This window comes from Pseudomonas fluorescens group sp., assembly GCF_020093335.1.
In the GTDB taxonomy this organism is placed as follows: Bacteria; Pseudomonadota; Gammaproteobacteria; order Pseudomonadales; family Pseudomonadaceae; genus Aquipseudomonas; species Aquipseudomonas petroselini.
Genome location: NZ_JAIOKW010000003.1, coordinates 67,979 through 87,010, shown reverse-complemented (window position 1 = coordinate 87,010; position 19,032 = coordinate 67,979). Strand labels below are relative to the sequence as shown.

Genomic DNA, 19,032 nt, shown 5'->3' with positions numbered 1-19,032 from the left:
TGTAGGTTGAATTCCAGAGGGCTTTGCCATGGACCATCTTGTACTCACAATTATCGCCGCCGACAAACCCGGCCTGGTTGAACGTATTGCGCAGAACATTGCCGCCCACGGTGGCAATTGGCTGGAAAGCCGCATGGCACATATGGCCGGGCAGTTTGCCGGGATCCTGCGGGTCAGCGTGCCTGCCGAGCAGCGTCAGGCATTGGTGGGCGCGCTGGAGGATTTAGCCACACACGGCATTCGTGTGTTAGTGGGCGAGGGCAGTAGCGGGCAAGCCTCGGCCTCTAAATCGATCATGATGACGCTGGTCGGCAATGACCGTTCGGGCATCGTTCGCGAGATCACGGCGCTGCTGAGCAAGCAGGGCGTGAACCTTGAGAGCCTGAGCACGGATGTACGCCCGGCGCCGATGAGCGGTGATCCGCTGTTTACCGCCGAGGCGCTGCTGCAGGTGCCGACAGCGTTATCCCTGGATACCTTACAACTGTCCCTTGAAACCTTGGCCGATGACTTTATGGTGGAGCTGCACCACGAGGAATAATCTACCCACAGGGTTATGCATGGAAATCTTGCATGGGCCTGTGGATAACCTGTAGAGACCCGGCGCCAGGCCACGCCGGCCGGGCCTCTTCGCCAGCTGAGCAAAAAACGAGCAGTTTCAAGGGCTTGTGCACAAATGGCGGGGATCAGGCTGTGGATAACCTTGGGGTGGATGTCTGCAAGCCATGACCGCTGTGGCTTGCAGAGGATTGTGCGTTTTTTGATCAGCGTTTGCGCACGCTCAACCAGATATCCACGCTGTACACCACCAGGCCCGCCCAAATGAAAGCGAAGGCGGTCAACGTGCTCGGCGCCAGGTGTTCACCGAACAGCAGCACGGCTTCCAGCAGCACCAGGGTCGGCGCCACATATTGCAAGAAGCCTAGGGCGGTGTAGGGCAAGTGCCGTGCGGCGGCGTTGAAACATACCAGCGGGATCAGCGTCACCGGGCCAGCGGCCACCAGCCACCACGCCTCGGACGTACTCCAGAACACCATCTGAGCACTGTGGGCCGAGGGGTTGAACAGCAACCATGCCACGGCAATCGGCACCAGCATCCAGGTTTCTACCACCAGCCCCGGCAGCGCTTTCACCGGTGCCTGCTTGCGAATCAGCCCGTAGAAGCCAAAGGTCAGCGCCAACACCAGCGACACCCAGGGCAGGCTGCCCACTTGCCACACCTGTTGTGCCACACCCACTGCGGCCAGCCCAACGGCAACCCACTGCAGACGACGCAGGCGTTCGCCCAGGATCAGCATGCCCAACACCACATTCACCAAGGGGTTGATGTAGTAACCCAGGCTGGCTTCCAGCATGCGCCCGCTGTTGACCGACCACACATAGGTCAGCCAGTTACCCGCGATCAACGAACCACTGAGTGCCAGGATCGCCAGGCGTTTGGGGTTGTCGCGCAGTTCGCGGAACCAGCCTGGGTGCTTCCAGACCATCAACAGCAACGCGCCGAACAGTGCCGACCACAGCACGCGATGCACGATGATCTCGGCGGCGGGTACGCTGGCGATGGCTTTGAAGTAGAGCGGGAACAGACCCCAGATGACATAGGCGCTCAGGCCCAGGATGTAGCCCTTGCGGGGGTTGGCGGCTTGCATTGCAGAATCCTTGCTTAGGCAGCTAACAAAGCGCGATTGTAAGGATATTTGTCCGGCGATGGGATGTGCTTTCTGTGGGAGCCGGGCTTGCCCGCGATAGCATCGCCTCGGTACTCCTGCAAAACCGAGGCGCTTGCATCGCGGGCAAGCCCGGCTCCCACAGAGAAGCTGTCAGAACAGTTTCAGGGGTTCTTCATTGAGCGCCGAGAGTTGCTCGCGCAGCGCCAGCACCTGGTCACCCCAATAGCGCTCGCTGCCGAACCACGGGAAGCTGTGGGGGAACGCCGGGTCATCCCAGCGTCGTGCGAGCCAGGCGCTGTAATGCATCAGCCGCAAGGCGCGCAGGGGTTCGATCAACGCCAGTTCACGTGGGTCGAAATCGTGGAATTCCTGATAGCCGTCCATCAATTCCGACAGCTGGCCCAGGCATTCCTGACGATCTCCGGCGAGCATCATCCACAGGTCCTGCACCGCCGGGCCCATGCGGCAGTCATCCAGGTCGACGATGTGGAACATCTCGTCGCGGCACATCATGTTGCCGGGGTGGCAATCGCCGTGCATTCGGATGTTCTTGTGCGGCGTGGCCTTGTACACCTCTTCCACACGCTTGAGCAGGTCGCGGGCCACGGACTCGTAGGCCGGCAACAGGCTCTTGGGGATGAAGTTGCCTTCCAGCAGGGTGTTGAGGGAGTCGTGACCGAAATTCTTAACGCCCAAGGCTTCACGGTGTTCAAACGGACGGGTGGAACCCACCGCATGCAAACGGCCGAGCAATTGGCCAAGGCGATACAGTTGATCGAGATTACCCGGCTCCGGCGCACGGCCGCCGCGGCGTGGGAACAGGGTGAAACGGAAACCGGCATGTTCGAACAGGCTTTCGCCGTTGTGGATCATCGGGGCGACCACTGGCACGTCGCATTCGGCCAGCTCGAAGGTGAAGCGATGCTCTTCAAGGATCGCTTCGTTGGTCCAGCGCTGCGGGCGGTAGAACTTGGCGATCAGCGGTTCCGAATCTTCGATGCCCACTTGATAGACGCGGTTTTCGTAGCTGTTCAGCGCCAGAACGCGAGCATCGCTGAGGAAACCGATGCTTTCGACAGCGTCGAGCACCAGGTCGGGGGTGAGTGTTTCAAACGGGTGGGCCATGCGAACTCCTGCGCGCAGCAGAGCGCCGCGTCCGGCCGGGTATGGTAACGCACCGGGGCTGAGATAGGTGGTGACTGTGCCATTGCTATCGGGGGCAAGCCCCCTCCCACATTGACTGCATTCACATATTTTGACTTGTGAACACAGTCAGTGTGGGAGGGGGGCTTGCCCTCGATCAGGCCCTGTCAGGCGCCGACGATCCCACCATCATCCCGCCGAATCGCCATCACCGACGACCGCGGCTTGCCGTTCGGCAGATGCTCCGGCCAGGTCGAACCACCGGTTTCGCCTGGGTGCTGGATGCCCACAAACAGCGTCTTCTGATCCGGCGAGAAGCTGATGCCTGTCACTTCACAGGCCACCGGCCCGACCATGAAGCGGCGGATCTCCCCGGTGGAGGGGTCCGCACACAGCATCTGGTTATTGCCCATCCCCGCGAAGTCACCGGCGTTGCTGTAGTCGCCATCCGTAAGAATCCACAAGCGCCCGGCCTTATCGAAGCCCAACCCATCGGGGCTGTTGAACATGTTCTGTGGGTTGATGTTCGACGAACCGCCCTTCGGCGTGCCGGCGTGAACGCCAGGGTTGCCGGCCACCACAAACAGGTCCCAGCTGAATTCGTTGGCGCCGTGGTTATCGGCGTCGGCCTTCCAGCGCAGGATCTGGCCGTAGACGTTTTTCTCGCGCGGGTTGGGGCCGCCCACCGGCTGGCCGTCTTCACCGCGCTTGGCGTTGTTGGTGAGGGTGCAATAGACCTGGCCATCAGTGGGGCTGACCACGATCCATTCCGGGCGGTCCATGCGCGTGGCTTTCACCACGCTGGCGGCCAGGCGCGCATGGATCAGCACTTCGGCTTGGCTGGCGAAACCGGTGCTGGCGTCGATGCCGTTTTTGCCGTGCGTCAGCTCGACCCACTGGCCCTTGCCCTTGGGATGGTCGGCGTTGCCGTCGCCCGCATCGAAGATCGCTACGTACAAGGTGCCGTGGTCGAGCAGGTCTTTGTTGGCTTTGGGGTTCTTGTGGTTGATCTTGTCGCGGCTGACGAACTTGTAGATGAACTCGCCGCGTTCGTCGTCGCCCATGTACACCACGGCGCGGCCGTCACGGGTTTCGGCCAGGGCAGCGTTTTCGTGTTTGAAGCGGCCCAGGGCGGTGCGTTTGACCGGGGTGGATTGCGGATCGAACGGGTCGATTTCCACCACCCAGCCATGACGATTCAGTTCGTTGGGGTTCTTGGCGATGTCGAAGCGTGGGTCGTGCGGGTGCCAGTTGATGTCTTTGCTGGCCGCCACCACGCCATAGCGTTTCTGCCCGGCGTCGAACGTCTGTTGTGGGTTACTGCTGCCGAAGCAGTCGGTGAAGTTCTCTTCGCAGGTCAGATAAGTGCCCCACGGCGTCTTGCCGTTGGCGCAGTTCTGGAAGGTACCGAGGGCGTTCTTGCCGGTTTTGTCGGCGCTGGTCTTCAGCCAGGCGTGGCCGGCGGCGGGGCCGCTGAGGCGGATCGGCGAGTTGCCGTGGATGCGTCGGTTGTAGCGCGAGTCCTGCACGAACTGCCAGGTGTCGCCCTTGCGCCGTACTTCGATCACCGAGACGCCCTCGCTGGCCTGGGCCTTGCGCACGTCTTCGGCCGATTGCGGCGCGCCGCCGTGGGCGAAGAGGTAACGGTAATTGGTGTATTCGTTGTTGATCGCCATCAGCGCGCGGTTATCGTCGCCGGGGAAGGCGAATAGGCTCATGCCGTCGTTGTTGTCGCCGAACTGCTGTTCCTGGGCCTTGGCCGTGCCGTTGCCGGACGGATCGAAGGCCGGCGCGCTCCTGCTCAGCGGCTGGCCCCAGCTGATCAGCACCGACGCGCTGTAGCCCGGCGGCAAGGTGATGGTGTCGCGGGTGGCGGCGGCGATGCTGGTAAAGCCCAGCAACGGGCTGGCGCTGGCGGCGTTGACGGCGAGGGCGCTGCGCGTCAGCAGGTTGCCACCGAGGAACATCGCGGCACCGCATAAGGCACCGGCGCCGATGAAGCGGCGGCGGGTCAGGCCGACCATCTGTTCAAGGTCGGTGGCTTGGTTTTCTTCTAATAGGCTCATCTCAGGCTCCCTGCGGTTTTTGCAGACACCTTAAGGAGCGGGCGTGACGAAATTGTTGCAGTTTGAATACCGGCAGCGGTTAAACCGGCGTGCCGAGCAGCACATTGTTCGGCGCGAATTGCACGTGGATTGCCTGGCCCTCGGCGGCGCCGAGGGCGATGAGCGCGCCGGGCTGCGCCAGGGCGCATAAAACCTGGCCGTTGGGCAGGGCGATGCGGACTTCGCTGGGGCCGTCGTCGGCGTCGAGAATGGCGTCGACGCTGCCGCTCATGCAATTGTGTCCAGGTGTTGCAGGGTCGCCGGGAGCCAGCAATTCCAACCAGCCGGCCTTGATCAGCGCGACCACTTCCACGCCGGTTTCCAGTTCCAGCCGCTGCGTGCTGTCGTGGGTGATCTGCGCCTCCAGGGTTAGCCCGCCCGCCAGCTGCAGGCGGATCAGGTCGTTACGGCCATGCGGCTCGATGGCGATGACTTGGCCATGCAGTTGGTTACGCGCACTGGTGCGCAGCATCAAGCGACCGAGCAGGTTGAAGTCGCTGGCGGCTTCGTCCGAGCCCAGCACTTCGGCCTGCAACACTTGCAGGCGCTGATAAAGACGCAACACGCGTTCACCTTCGGCCGTCAGCTTGGCGCCGCCACCGCCTTTGCCGCCGACGCTGCGCTCCACCAGGGGTTTTTGCGCCAGGTTGTTCAGCTCGTCGATGGCATCCCACGCCGCCTTGTAACTGAGGCCTGCACTTTTCGCCGCGCGGGTGATGGACCCTTGCTCGGCGATATGCGCCAGCAAGGCAATGCGCTGGGGGCGACGGATGATGTGTTGGCTGAGGGACGCTGGCAGAGACATGTGGATGCGCTTCGATGTGATGAGCCGAACGTTGCGGGCAAGGTGCGCCGGAGTCAAGTCAGCTGCCCGGTTTGGGTGTGCGGGCCAGGCAGTACACATCGACCTGTCGTGCGCCAGCATTGATCAATAACCGCGCCAGGCTGTGGGCGGTGGCACCGGTGGTGAGCACATCGTCGACCAAGGCAAAGTGCCGGCCCTGCACCTGGGCGCCAGGCGCCAGGGCGAAGGCGCCGAGCAGGTTGCGCTTGCGAGTCTTGGCGTCCAGGGCTTGTTGGGCGACGGTTTCATGGGGACGTAACAACAGGTGTTCATCGTAGGCAATGTTCAAGTCGCTGCTGAGCCAGCGCGCCAGCATCAACGCCTGGTTATAGCCGCGTTCGCGCAGGCGCTTGCGGGCCATGGGCACCGGTAACAGGCAGTCGGGGCGCGTCAGTTCGCTGTTGTCGAGGCGGTGTTGCAGATGCTGCGCTAAAAGCCGGGCGAGCATCTGCCCGAGAGGCCAGCGCGCCTGGTGCTTGAAGCGGCTGATCAAGCTGTCGATGGGAAAGCTGTAGGTCCAGGGCGCGGTCACCTGTTTAAAGGCGGGTGGTTGTTTCTGGCATTGGCCGCAGATCAGACCTTCCATTGGCAAGGGCAGGGCGCACACATCGCAGTGCTCCATCAGCCAGGGCAGCTCTGTTTCGCAGGCGTTGCACACACAATGGGCTGATTCCGTCGCCTCATCACAGACTAAACAGAATTGTATGTTTTTTAGCCAGATGTAAACCTGGTGTTTGTGCTTGAGTTGACAGTGCATGAATCTTCCTTAAATATGCCGAGCATCCGTGTCGTGCCTGTGGGTATTGCCCTTCCCGCAGCGCTTGCCAAAGCATAATCAAGGAATCGCCCATGAGCGCCAGCACCACCGCCACCTTGCGTCACGATTGGTCCCTCGCCGAAGTCAAAGCGCTGTTCGTGCAGCCCTTCAATGACTTGCTGTTCCAGGCGCAGACCGTGCACCGCGCGCATTTCGACGCCAACCGTGTGCAAGTGTCGACGCTGCTCTCGATCAAAACCGGCGCCTGCCCGGAAGATTGCAAATATTGTCCGCAGTCGGGCCACTACAACACGGGTCTGGAAAAAGAGAAGCTGATGGAGGTGCAGAAGGTCCTCGAAGAGGCCGCCCGCGCCAAAGCCATCGGGTCGACCCGCTTCTGCATGGGCGCCGCCTGGAAGCACCCGTCGGCCAAAGACATGCCCTACGTGCTGCAGATGGTCAAAGGCGTAAAAGCCATGGGCCTGGAAACCTGCATGACCCTCGGCCGTCTCGACCAGGACCAGACCGAAGCCCTGGCCCAGGCCGGCCTCGACTACTACAACCACAACCTCGATACCTCGCCGGAGTTCTACGGCAGCATCATCACCACCCGCACCTACGGCGAGCGCTTGCAAACCCTGGCCTACGTGCGTGATTCGGGGATGAAGATCTGCTCCGGCGGCATCCTCGGCATGGGCGAGTCCCTCGACGACCGCGCCAACCTGCTGATCCAGCTGGCTAACCTGCCGGAGCATCCGGAATCGGTGCCGATCAACATGCTGGTGAAAGTCGCCGGTACGCCGCTGGAAAACGCCGAGGACATCGACCCGTTCGACTTCATCCGCATGCTCGCCGTGGCGCGCATCCTGATGCCGCGGTCCCACGTACGGCTGTCGGCTGGCCGTGAAGCGATGAACGAGCAGATGCAGGCCCTGGCGTTTTTTGCCGGTGCCAACTCGATTTTCTACGGCGACAAGTTGCTGACGACCGCCAACCCGCAGGCCGACAAGGACATGCAACTGTTCTCGCGCTTGGGCATCCTGCCGGAAGCGCGCGAAGAGCACGCCGATGAGGTGCATCAGGCGGCGATCGAACAGGCGTTGGTGGAGCAGAAGAGCAGCGAGCAGTTTTACAACGCCGCCGTTTGATTGAAATGCCACCCCACTGTTGGAAATGACGTGTGTGGGAGGGGGCTTGCCCCCGATGACGATGGGTCAGTCGACACCTCCATCAACTGACAGATTGCAATCGGGGGCAAGCCCCCACCCACATCAGCTCCCTGCCACATTCTTTAGCGCGTACATCCTGCTTAACCGAGGCCTGCATGTCTTTCGATCTCGCCGCGCGCCTCGCTGCCCGCCGTGCCGAACACCTTTATCGCCAACGCCCGCTGCTGGACAGCCCCCAAGGCCCGGAAGTGGTGGTGGACGGCCAGCCATTGCTGGCGTTCTGCAACAACGATTACCTCGGCCTGGCCAATCACCCGCAAGTGATCGAAGCCTGGCGCGCCGGTGCGTCCCGTTGGGGCGTGGGCGGCGGCGCTTCGCACTTGGTGGTCGGGCATGCTACGCCGCACCATGAGCTGGAAGAAGCTCTGGCGGACCTTACCGGTCGCCCGCGCGCGTTGCTGTTTACCACCGGCTACATGGCCAACCTTGGCGCAGTCACGGCGTTGGTGGGGCAGGGCGATACGGTGCTGGAAGACCGTCTCAACCATGCCTCGCTGCTGGATGCGGGCCTGCTCTCCGGTGCGCGTTTCAACCGTTACTTGCACAACGATGCTGACAGCCTGGCCAAGCGCCTGGAGAAAGCCACCGGCAATACCTTGGTGGTCACCGATGGCGTGTTCAGCATGGACGGCGACCTGGCAGACCTGCCCGCACTCGCCCGTGAAACCAAGGCCAAAGGTGCATGGTTGATGGTGGATGACGCTCACGGCTTCGGCCCGTTGGGCGCCAACGGCGGCGGGATCGTCGAGCATTTCGGCCTGAGCCAGGACGACGTGCCGGTGCTGGTCGGCACCCTCGGCAAGGCGTTCGGCACGGCGGGGGCCTTTGTAGCCGGCAGTGAAGACCTGATCGAAAGCCTGATCCAGTTCGCCCGCCCGTACATCTACACCACCAGCCAACCGCCCGCCCTGGCGTGCGCCACCTTGAAAAGCCTGGAACTGTTGCGCACCGAACATTGGCGGCGCGAGCACCTCAATGGGTTGATCCGCCAGTTTCGCTCGGGCGCCGAGCAGCTTGGCCTGGACCTGATGGACAGCTTCACGCCGATCCAACCGATCCTGATCGGCGACAGCGCCAAGGCCGTGCGCCTGTCGCAGATGCTGCGCGAGCGCGGCCTGATGGTGACGGCGATCCGCCCACCCACCGTGCCTGCCGGCAGCGCGCGTTTACGCGTGACACTGACGGCGGCCCACAGCGCGGCGCAGGTGCAGCTATTGTTAAATGCGTTGGAAGCGTGTTTTCGCCTGTTAGGCAGTTCGGAGCCCGACCATGCGTGATCGATTGGTATTGCTGCCCGGCTGGGGCCTCGGCGTATCGCCGCTGGAACCATTGGCCGCCGCCTTGCAAGGCCTGGACGAGCACCTGCAGGTGCATATCGAGCCGTTGCCGGCGTTGGGTTCCAGCGACCTGAATGAGTGGCTCGATGAACTCGACGCCACCTTGCCGGATAACGCCTGGCTGGGCGGTTGGTCCCTGGGTGGCATGCTGGCGTCGGAGCTGGCGGCGCGGCGCGGCGAACGCTGCTGCGGGCTGCTGACCTTGGCGAGCAACCCGTGTTTTGTCGCCCACGACGCTTGGCCGAGCGCGATGCCCGCCGAGACATTCGACGCGTTTCTCGCCGGCTGCCATGCCGACTCCCAAGTCACCCTCAAACGTTTCGGCCTGTTGTGCGCCAAGGGCGCCGAGGACCCACGCGGGCTGTCGCGGCTGCTGGTCAGCGGTGCACCGAATACGCCGTCGAGCGTATTGATGCCTGGGCTTGAACTGCTCGCCCAACTCGACACCCGCGAGGCCTTGCTGGCCTATCGCGGCCCGCAGTTGCACCTGTTCGCCGGGCTGGACGGGTTGGTGCCCGCCGAAGCCGCCAGCGACCTGTTGGCGCTGCTGCCCGATGTTGAAATCGGCCTGATTGAACAGGCCGGTCACGCTTTTCTTCTGGAAGACCCCCACGGTGTGGCGGGGGCGATCCAGGCTTTTTTGCATGAGTACGTCGATGACTGATTTATCCCACGCCCCGCTGCCGGGTGCCTTGCCGGACAAGCGCCAGGTGGCGGCCTCCTTTTCCCGTGCAGCCGCCAGCTACGACAGCGTTGCTGAGTTGCAGCGGGCGGTGGGCAGCCAGTTGCTGGCGCGCTTGCCGGGGGGCACCGCGCCACAACGCTGGCTGGACATGGGCTGCGGCACCGGGTATTTCAGCCGCATGCTGGCCGAACGGTTACCCGCCAGCCAAGGCATCGCGCTGGATATTGCTGAGGGCATGCTTAACCACGCCCGCCCGTTGGGGGGCGCGCATCACTTCATCGCGGGGGATGCCGAACGCTTGCCGCTCAAGGCTGAAAGCCTGGGACTGATCTTCTCCAGCCTCGCGGTGCAATGGTGTGCGAACTTCGAGGCGGTACTCAGCGAGGCCTATCGCGTGTTGCAGCCGGGCGGTGTACTGGCGTTCGCCAGTCTGTGCGTGGGCACCCTGGAAGAGCTGCGCGAAAGCTGGCGCGCAGCGGATGGCCTGGTGCACGTCAATCGCTTTCGCACCTTCGAGGCTTATCAGCAACTGTGCGCGGCCAGCGGCCTGCGACTGGTCAGCCTGGAGCGCCGTCCCCATGTGCTGCATTACCCGGATGTACGCAGCCTGACCCACGAATTGAAGGCGTTGGGCGCGCATAACCTCAACCCCGGCCGGCCGGGAGGGTTGACGGGGCGCGCGCGGATTGTTGCACTGGTGCAAGCGTATGAGCGGTTCCGCCAGGCCCAAGGCCTGCCGGCGACTTACCAAGTGGTGTATGCCGTGCTGGAGAAACCTCTATGAGTGCCGCTTACTTCATCACCGGTACCGACACCGATGTCGGCAAGACCACCATCGCCGCGGGGCTGTTGCATGCGGCGCGGCAAGCCGGCAAAAGCACCGCCGCTGGCAAACCGGTGGCGTCCGGCTGCCAAGTCACGCCCAAAGGCTTGCGCAACGCCGATGCCCTGGCGCTGCTGGCCGAGTGCTCATTGCCGCTGACCTATGCCGAGGTCAACCCGGTGGCATTTGAGCCGGCCATCGCGCCTCATCTGGCAGCGCGGGAGGCGGGTGTCTCGCTCACGGTGCAATCCTTGCTCAAGCCGATGCAGCAGATTCTGGCAAGGCAAGCGGATTTCACCTTGATCGAGGGCGCAGGCGGCTGGCGCGTGCCGTTGGCTGATCAGGACAATCTGTCGGACCTGGCCATGGCGCTCAAACTGCCGGTGATCCTGGTGGTGGGCGTGCGCCTGGGGTGCATCAGCCATGCCTTGCTCACCGCCGAGGCCATCGCCCGGGACGGTTTGCCGCTGGCGGGTTGGGTGGCGAATATCATCGACCCCAAGACCTCTCGTCTGGAAGAGAACCTCGCCACCCTGGCCGAGCGGCTGCCTGCGCCGTGCCTGGGGCGTGTGCCCAAACTCAAGCACGCCGGGGCCGAAGCGGTTGCTGAATACTTGCAGTTGGACCTGCTTGACTGATTTTGGCTATCGCTAAGGCATTATGCCATTAGTGTTTTTGACGGGCCCTTTGCCGGGATATCTGCTTCAATTCAACTTCACGATTCTCTAAAGGCAGGTTTACGCCATGGACATCTCTGGCAGCAGCGCGTTTTACTCGGGCCTGAGCACCATTCAGACCGGGCAGAGCCGTGTCGACCAGGCCGCCGGCAAGATCGCCAGCGCCGCGACTACCCAGCCGTCGGATGCGCAAGTTGACCGTCTGCGCGCCAACGACCGTGCACAGCCTTCCAACTCGGCCAGCAACATGGTCGAAATGGCCCAAGGCAAATTTCAGGTGGAATTGGGTGTGAAAGTCGCCAAGGCCTCGGATGAAATGCTCGGCACGTTGATCGACACCTACGCCTGATCTGCTGGCGCTAAAAAATGTGGGAGGGGGCTTGCCCCCGATAGTGATGGATCAGCCAACGTGTGTATGGCTGACACATCGTTATCGGGGGCAAGCCCCCTCCCACATTTTTTATGTGTGTCGTACTTCTGCACTTCTACACTCCCGCAGTCTTGTGGCGTCTTGCCGCAAGCGTTGCCGTGCGCGCCTTTGATCCGCGTCATGACAAACGGCGTCCGGACGACGCTTGACATCCCCAGGTGGTAAACGTATGTTTCAAACACCTGTTTGACCGCCACAGCACAATTCCAAGCGGTTGTTCATTCCAGATACATCAGCAGAGGTTTATCGCTATGCCTGACTACAAGGCCCCCTTGCGTGATATTCGCTTCGTTCGTGACGAACTGCTTGGCTATGAAGCGCACTATCAGAGCCTGCCGGCTTGCCAGGACGCTACCCCGGACATGGTTGACGCCATCCTTGAAGAAGGCGCCAAGTTTTGTGAGCAAGTGCTGGCACCGCTGAACCGCGTGGGCGACATCGAAGGGTGTACCTGGAGTGAGTCGGGCGTTAAAACCCCAACGGGTTTTAAAGAAGCCTACAAACAATTCGTCGAAGGCGGCTGGCCAAGCCTGGCCCACGACGTGGAGCACGGCGGCCAAGGCCTGCCCGAATCCCTGGGTCTGGCGGTGAGCGAAATGGTGGGTGCCGCCAACTGGTCGTGGGGCATGTACCCAGGCCTGTCCCACGGTGCGATGAACACCATTTCCGAGCACGGTACCCCTGAGCAGCAAACCGCTTACCTGACCAAACTGGTGTCGGGTGAATGGACCGGCACCATGTGCCTGACCGAGCCACACTGCGGCACCGACCTGGGCATGTTGCGCACTAAGGCTGAGCCTCAGGCCGACGGTTCCTACAAAGTCTCCGGCACCAAGATCTTCATCTCGGCCGGTGAACACGACATGGCCGACAACATCGTCCACATCGTACTGGCCCGCCTGCCGGACGCACCGGCCGGCACCAAAGGCATTTCGCTGTTTATCGTGCCGAAGTTCCTGCCGAACGCCGATGGCTCGATCGGTGAGCGCAACGCGGTGACCTGTGGCTCCCTGGAACACAAGATGGGCATCCACGGTAACGCCACCTGCGTGATGAACTTCGACGCGGCCACCGGTTTCCTGATCGGCCCGGCGAACAAAGGCCTGAACTGCATGTTCACCTTTATGAACACCGCTCGCCTGGGCACCGCGCTGCAAGGCCTGTCCCACGCCGAGATCGGCTTCCAGGGCGGCCTGAAATATGCGCGTGATCGCCTGCAAATGCGCTCCCTGACCGGCCCGAAAGCACCGGACAAAGCCGCTGACCCGATCATCGTGCACCCCGACGTGCGCCGCATGCTGCTGACCATGAAAGCCTTCGCCGAAGGCAACCGTGCGATGGTGTACTTCACCGCCAAGCAAGTGGACATCGTCAAATACGGCACCGACGACGAAGCCAAGAAACACGCCGATGGCCTGCTGGCCTTCATGACCCCGATCGCCAAGGCGTTTATGACCGAAGTCGGCTTTGAATCGGCCAACCACGGCGTGCAGATCTACGGCGGCCACGGCTTTATCGCCGAGTGGGGCATGGAGCAGAACGTTCGCGACAGCCGCATTTCGATGCTGTACGAAGGCACCACCGGCATCCAGGCCCTGGACCTGCTGGGCCGTAAAGTGCTGATGACGCAGGGCGAAGCGCTCAAGGGCTTCACCAAGATCGTGCACAAGTTCTGCCAGGCCAACGAAGGTAACGAAGCCGTCAAAGAGTTCGTTACACCGCTGGCGGCACTGAACAAAGAGTGGGGCGAGTTGACCATGAAGGTCGGCATGGCCGCGATGAAAGACCGCGAAGAAGTCGGTGCCGCTTCGGTGGACTACCTGATGTACTCCGGTTACGCCTGCCTGGCTTACTTCTGGGCCGACATGGCGCGCCTGGCAGCCGAAAAACTGGCGGCCGGCACTACCGAAGAGGCGTTCTACACCGCCAAGCTGCAGACCGCGCGCTTCTACTTCCAGCGCATCCTGCCGCGTACCCGCACTCACGTGGCTACCATGCTGTCGGGCGCCAACAACCTGATGGACATGAAAGAAGAAGACTTCGGCCTGGCTTACTAAGCCTTACCGGGTTCACTTCCTAAGCCGCCGCTCCTTCCCGGAGCGGCGGCTTTTTTGTGGGCGATAAAAAACCGCAGTACAGCGCTCAGGGATTGCCACCCGCTGCCGTTACAGTGATGGCAATGTGATACATGCTCGGCAGGTTGTGCTTAACTGTCTGTATAGAGGCACAGTGCCATCATTTTTTTGCGGGTCGGAGTTTTACCCTTGTCGCGCGTGTCCGCTGTACGGTTCAGTCACTTTTTACCTTCGTTGCTGCTCTTGCTGGCTGGGCTTTCGGCTGCGTACGTCAAGGACCTCAACGTCTTCTTCACCTCGCTGTTCAATGTGTTGCCGACCTTGGTGCTGTTGCTCGGCGGTTCGTACTGCGCGGTGTACCGCCGTCAGCGTGAACTGTTCCTGATGATCACGGTGTACATCGCCTACTTCCTGCTCGATACCCAGACCGACTTCTATCGCGACAACGGTCGCGTGCGCGAAGACGCGGCCGTGGTGTTTCACTTGTGCTGCCTGCTGCTGCCGTTGTTGTTCAGCATCTACGCGCTGTGGCAGGAGAAGACGCACCTGTTCCGTGACTTCGTCGCGCGTGGCGCGGTGTTGCTGGCGATCGGCAGCGTGGCCTTGGCGCTCGAGCAGAGTTATCCCCAGGCGGTGCTGAACTGGTTGGCGGAGATTCGCTGGCCGGCGCTGCATGGCAGTTGGATGAGCCTGATCCAACTGTCGTACCCGATGTTCCTGATCGGCTTCCTGACCCTGGCGGCGCAGTACTGGTACCAGCCGCGCCCGCTGCATGCGGCGCAACTGGTGGGGCTGCTGGGCCTGTTCTGGATGTTGCCGCAGACATTCATCCTGCCGTTTACCCTGAACATCATGTGCAGCCAGGTGATGCTGATGATCGCCGCCGGTGTGGCCCATGAGGCTTATCAAATGGCCTTCCGCGATGAGCTGACCGGCTTGCCGGGGCGACGCGCGCTGAACGAGCGCATGCAGCGCCTGGGGCGCAACTATGTGTTGGCAATGAGCGACGTCGACCACTTCAAGCGCTTCAACGATACCCACGGCCACGACGTTGGCGACCAAGTGCTGCGGCTGGTGGCGAGCAAGCTGTCCAAGGTCAACGGCGGCGGGCGCGCCTACCGCTATGGCGGTGAAGAGTTTGCCGTGGTGTTCGCCGGCAAGACGGTGGAAGAATGCTTGCCGCACCTGGAAGAGATCCGCGAGATCATCGCCGATTACGACATCAAGCTGCGCAACTCGGACCGTCCTAACGACGACCAACAGGGCCGTCAGCGTCGCTCGGGCAGCGGCGCCTCGAGTGTTTCGGTGACCATCAGCATCGGCGTGGCCGAACGTCAGGCCGAGCAGCGCACGCCGGAGGAGGTGCTCAAATCCGCCGACCAGGCGCTGTACGCGGCCAAGGGCGCCGGGCGTAACTGCGTGGTGGCGGCCGGGCAAACTCGGCGTGGCGCGGTGCGCATGGAGAGCGCTGCCGGTTGAGTGATGGCGGTGTATTCAGCGGTTCTACAGTGATTGTCCGCGGCAGTGGCTGGCAGTAGGTTGAAACCATCTGCTGACGGAGACATTGCCATGCCTGAGTACAAAGCTCCCCTTCGCGACATGCGCTTTCTGATCGACAACGTGTTTGATTTCCACGGCCACTACGCGGCATTGGGCGCGACCGATGCCAGCCCGGACATGGTCGGCGCGATCCTCGAAGAAGGCGCGAAATTCTGCGAGAACGTGCTCGCGCCGCTCAACCGCAGCGGCGATGAAGAAGGCTGCCATTTCGACAATGGCGTCGTCACCACACCCAAGGGTTTCAAGGAAGCCTTCGCCCAATACGTTGAAGGCGGCTGGCACGGCGTGGCAGCGGACCCGGCCTACGGTGGTCAGGGACTGCCGCAGTCATTGGGCCTGGTGCTCAGCGAGATGATCGGCTCCAGCAATACCTCCTGGGGCATGTACCCAGGGTTGACCCACGGCGCGATGTCGGCGATCCATGCCCATGGCACTGCCGAGCAAAAAGACACCTACCTGAGCAAACTCACCGCGGGCGAGTGGACCGGCACCATGTGCCTCACCGAAGCCCACTGCGGCACAGACCTGGGCCTGATCAAGACCCGCGCCGTGCCCCAGGCGGACGGCAGCTACGCGGTCACCGGCAGCAAGATATTCATCTCGGCCGGCGAACACGACATGAGCGTCAATATCATCCACCTGGTGCTGGCCAAACTGCCGGATGCGCCGGCGGGCACCAAGGGCATTTCGCTGTTTATCGTGCCCAAGTTCCATGCCGATTCCGGTGAGCGCAATGCGGTGCACTGCGGCTCCATCGAACACAAGATGGGCATCAAGGGGTCGGCGACTTGCGTACTGAACTTCGATGGCGCCAAGGGCTTCCTGATCGGCGAGGCGAACAAAGGCCTCAACTGCATGTTTACCATGATGAACCATGCGCGCCTGGGCACCGGTATGCAGGGCCTGTGCAATGGCGAGGCAAGCTTCCAGGGCGCGATCAAATACGCCAACGACCGCCTGCAAATGCGCTCGCTGACCGGCGCCAAGGCCCCGGAAAAAGCCGCCGACCCGATCATCGTGCACCCCGATGTGCGCCGCATGTTGCTAACCATGAAAGCCTTCAACGAAGGCAACCGCGCGCTGACCTACTTCACCGCGCAATTGCTCGATACGGCGCACCTGAGCAGCGACGCCACTCAACGCCAGGACGCCGAAGACCTGCTGGCGTTCCTCACGCCCATCTGCAAAGCCTTTATGACCGACACTGGGCTGGAGGTGACCAACCACGGCATGCAGGTCTTCGGCGGCCACGGTTACATCCGCGAATGGGGCATGGAGCAACTGGCACGCGATGCGCGGATTGCGCCGATCTATGAAGGCACCAACGGCATCCAGGCCCTCGACCTGCTCGGACGCAAGGTATTGGGCAGCCAGGGCAAGTTGCTGCGTGGGTTTACCAGGATCGTGCATAAGTTCTGCGGGGCGAATGCCGAGCACCCGCAGCTCAAGGCTTATGTGGCGCAGCTTAATCAACTGAACGGGGAGTGGGGCGAGCTGACCACCCAAGTCGGCATGGCCGCGATGAAGAACCCCGATGAAGTGGGCGCGGCGGCTGTGGATTACTTGATGTACAGCGGTTACGTCATTCTCGCCTACCTTTGGCTGCGCATGGCAATCGCCGCCCTTGAGCAGCAGGACACCGACTTCGCCAAGGCCAAGCTGGCGACATGCGACTTCTACTTCAAACGTCTGCTGCCGCGTACCGCCTCCCACCGTGTTGCAGTGCAAGCGGGCAGCGAATGCCTGATGAGTCTGCCTGCGGAGGCCTTTGCGCTGTGATGACTTAAAAATACCAGTCAGTCACAAGTGGACCCTATGTGTCTGAAAAGTTTTTCGGGTACACTCTGAGCCTGTAAAACCGACTCTCACCGAATCACTTTTCACGTTCTCACGAGGTTTGCCATGGCTGATTACAAAGCGCCGCTGCGTGATATGCGCTTCGTCCTCAACGAAGTCTTTGAGGTCGCCACCACTTGGGCCCAATTGCCGGCATTGGCAGACACCGTTGACGCCGAAACCGTAGAGGCCATCCTCGAAGAAGCCGGCAAGGTCACCGCCAAATCCATCGCCCCGCTCAGCCGCGGTGGCGATGAACAAGGTTGCCGTTGGGACAACACGGCAGTGTTCACCCCGGACGGTTTCCCACAGGCCTACAAAACCTACGCCGAAGGCGGCTGGGTGGGTGTGGGCGGTGATCCTGCCTTTGGCGGCATGGGCATGCCCAAGGCCGTGTCGGCCCAGGTCGAAGAGATGATCAACTCGTCGAGCCTGGCGTTTGGCCTGTATCCGATGCTGACGTCCGGCGCCTGCGTGTCGATCAACACCCACGCCAGCGAAGACCTCAAGGCCACCTACCTGCCGAAGATGTATTCCGGTGAATGGGCCGGTTCCATGTGCCTGACCGAGGCGCATGCCGGGACGGATCTGGGGATTATTCGGACCAAGGCCGAGCCACAGGCGGACGGTTCCTACAAAGTCAGCGGCACCAAGATCTTTATCACCGGGGGTGAACATGACCTCACCGAAAACATCATCCACTTGGTACTGGCCAAGCTGCCGGACGCGCCGGCGGGTCCGAAGGGTATCTCGCTGTTCCTGGTGCCGAAGTTCATGGTGAACGCCGACGGCAGCCTGGGCGAACGTAACACGGTGAGCTGTGGTTCCATCGAGCACAAGATGGGGATCCAGGCGTCGGCGACCTGTGTGATGAACTTCGACGAAGCCGTGGGTTACTTGGTCGGCGAGCCGAACCGTGGTCTGGCGGCGATGTTTACCATGATGAACTACGAGCGTCTGGGTGTGGGTATCCAGGGCCTGGCGTCCGGCGAGCGTTCCTACCAGAACGCGATTGAATACGCGCGCGACCGCGTGCAAAGCCGTGCACCCACCGGCGCCCAGGCCAAGGACAAGGTGGCCGACCCGATCATCGTGCACCCGGACGTGCGTCGCATGCTGCTGACCATGAAGGCCTCGAACGAAGGCGGCCGGGCGTTCTCCACCTACGTGGCGACGCAACTGGACATCGCCAAGTTCAGTGAAGATGCTGTTGCCCGCGAGCGTGCGGATAACTTGGTGGCATTGCTGACGCCGGTGGCCAAGGCGTTCTTGAGCGATCTGGGCCTGGAAACCACCGTGCTGGGCCAACAAGTGTTTGGCGGCCATGGCTACATTCGCGAGTGGGGCCAGGAGCAACTGGTGCGGGATGTGCGCATCACCCAGATCTACGAAGGCACCAACGGTATCCAGGCGCTGGACCTGATGGGGCGCAAGATCGTTGGCAGTGGCGGGGCGTTCTACACCTTGTTTGCCGATGAGATCCGCGCGTTCATCGCCTCGGCGGGGCCCGAGCTGGCTGAGTTCACCAAACCGCTGGGCGTGGCGGTGGATAACCTGGATGAGTTGACCGCCTGGGTGCTGGACCGCGCCAAGACCAACCCGAATGAAATCGGCGCGGCGTCGGTGGAGTACCTGCACGCCTTCGGCTACATGGCGTATGCCTATATGTGGGCACGCATGGCCAAGGCCGCCCTGGGCAAAGAGTCGGAAGAAGACTTCTACGCCAGCAAGCTCGGCACCGCGCGTTTCTACTTTGCCCGCCTATTGCCACGTATTCATTCGCTGAGTGCGTCGGTAAAAGCCGGTAGCGAATCATTATTTTTGCTGGATGAAGCCCTGTTCTAAGGGCTTGGAGGGCGTG

16 protein-coding genes are annotated in these 19,032 nt (G+C 62.1%); 11 read left to right on the top strand and 5 right to left on the bottom strand.

Going from position 1 to position 19,032, the window contains the following annotated elements; translation table 11 throughout:
• The first annotated feature begins 28 nt into the window (after nucleotides 1–28).
• A complete protein-coding gene (locus K7431_RS05000) occupies nucleotides 29–541 on the top strand; it encodes a glycine cleavage system protein R (protein WP_015886215.1) in 513 nt (170 codons plus the stop codon).
• A gap of 223 nt (nucleotides 542–764) precedes the next feature.
• Here K7431_RS05000 and rarD read toward each other — a convergent pair whose 3' ends face one another.
• From rarD to K7431_RS04975, 5 genes are all read right to left on the bottom strand, one after another.
• Nucleotides 765–1,649 (bottom strand): EamA family transporter RarD, encoded by an 885-nt coding sequence (gene rarD, locus K7431_RS04995; RefSeq protein ID WP_015886214.1) that lies wholly within the window; start codon nucleotides 1,647–1,649, stop codon nucleotides 765–767.
• A 171-nt stretch (nucleotides 1,650–1,820) separates the two neighbouring features.
• Complete coding sequence (locus K7431_RS04990) at nucleotides 1,821–2,795, bottom strand: serine/threonine protein kinase (protein ID WP_015886213.1); 975 nt, start codon at nucleotides 2,793–2,795, stop codon at nucleotides 1,821–1,823.
• Between the two features lie 185 nt (nucleotides 2,796–2,980).
• Nucleotides 2,981–4,879, bottom strand: coding sequence for a PhoX family protein (locus tag K7431_RS04985; protein WP_015886212.1), 1,899 nt, complete (start codon nucleotides 4,877–4,879; stop codon nucleotides 2,981–2,983).
• Between the two features lie 79 nt (nucleotides 4,880–4,958).
• Entirely contained in the window at nucleotides 4,959–5,723 is a 765-nt protein-coding gene (locus K7431_RS04980) for a TOBE domain-containing protein (protein WP_015886211.1), read from the bottom strand.
• Nucleotides 5,724–5,781: 58 nt separating this feature from the next.
• A complete protein-coding gene (locus K7431_RS04975; protein ID WP_015886210.1) occupies nucleotides 5,782–6,519 on the bottom strand; it encodes a ComF family protein in 738 nt (245 codons plus the stop codon).
• 92 nt (nucleotides 6,520–6,611) lie between these two features.
• On the opposite strand from K7431_RS04975, the gene bioB reads away from it, so the two are divergent.
• The 10 genes from bioB to K7431_RS04925 all read left to right on the top strand — a co-directional run bounded on the left by bioB (nucleotide 6,612) and on the right by K7431_RS04925 (nucleotide 19,016).
• Nucleotides 6,612–7,667, top strand: coding sequence for a biotin synthase BioB (gene bioB, locus K7431_RS04970; RefSeq protein WP_015886209.1), 1,056 nt, complete (start codon nucleotides 6,612–6,614; stop codon nucleotides 7,665–7,667).
• Between the two features lie 176 nt (nucleotides 7,668–7,843).
• Nucleotides 7,844–9,025 (top strand): 8-amino-7-oxononanoate synthase, encoded by a 1,182-nt coding sequence (gene bioF / locus K7431_RS04965; protein WP_015886208.1) that lies wholly within the window; start codon nucleotides 7,844–7,846, stop codon nucleotides 9,023–9,025.
• The gene (locus K7431_RS04960; protein ID WP_015886207.1) at nucleotides 9,018–9,749 is read left to right on the top strand and encodes an alpha/beta fold hydrolase; all 732 of its coding nucleotides are present in this window, start codon (nucleotides 9,018–9,020) and stop codon (nucleotides 9,747–9,749) included. The genes bioF and K7431_RS04960 overlap by 8 nt, the downstream gene beginning before the upstream one ends.
• Nucleotides 9,742–10,554 (top strand): malonyl-ACP O-methyltransferase BioC, encoded by an 813-nt coding sequence (gene bioC / locus K7431_RS04955; RefSeq protein ID WP_015886206.1) that lies wholly within the window; start codon nucleotides 9,742–9,744, stop codon nucleotides 10,552–10,554. The genes K7431_RS04960 and bioC overlap by 8 nt, the downstream gene beginning before the upstream one ends.
• Complete coding sequence (gene bioD, locus K7431_RS04950) at nucleotides 10,551–11,231, top strand: dethiobiotin synthase (RefSeq protein ID WP_015886205.1); 681 nt, start codon at nucleotides 10,551–10,553, stop codon at nucleotides 11,229–11,231. Before bioC ends, bioD begins: the two co-directional genes overlap by 4 nt.
• A 106-nt stretch (nucleotides 11,232–11,337) precedes the next feature.
• Nucleotides 11,338–11,619, top strand: a complete 282-nt coding sequence (locus K7431_RS04945) for a hypothetical protein (RefSeq protein ID WP_015886204.1) — start codon at nucleotides 11,338–11,340, stop codon at nucleotides 11,617–11,619.
• Between the two features lie 332 nt (nucleotides 11,620–11,951).
• On the top strand, nucleotides 11,952–13,757 hold the full coding sequence (locus tag K7431_RS04940) for a phenylacyl-CoA dehydrogenase (RefSeq protein ID WP_015886203.1): 1,806 nt from the start codon (nucleotides 11,952–11,954) through the stop codon (nucleotides 13,755–13,757).
• Nucleotides 13,758–13,964: 207 nt separating this feature from the next.
• The gene (locus tag K7431_RS04935) at nucleotides 13,965–15,254 is read left to right on the top strand and encodes a GGDEF domain-containing protein (RefSeq protein WP_043205994.1); all 1,290 of its coding nucleotides are present in this window, start codon (nucleotides 13,965–13,967) and stop codon (nucleotides 15,252–15,254) included.
• A 90-nt stretch (nucleotides 15,255–15,344) separates the two neighbouring features.
• A complete protein-coding gene (locus K7431_RS04930) occupies nucleotides 15,345–17,114 on the top strand; it encodes an acyl-CoA dehydrogenase C-terminal domain-containing protein (protein ID WP_015886201.1) in 1,770 nt (589 codons plus the stop codon).
• A 123-nt stretch (nucleotides 17,115–17,237) separates the two neighbouring features.
• A complete protein-coding gene (locus tag K7431_RS04925) occupies nucleotides 17,238–19,016 on the top strand; it encodes an acyl-CoA dehydrogenase C-terminal domain-containing protein (protein ID WP_015886200.1) in 1,779 nt (592 codons plus the stop codon).
• Nucleotides 19,017–19,032: the final 16 nt, after the last annotated feature.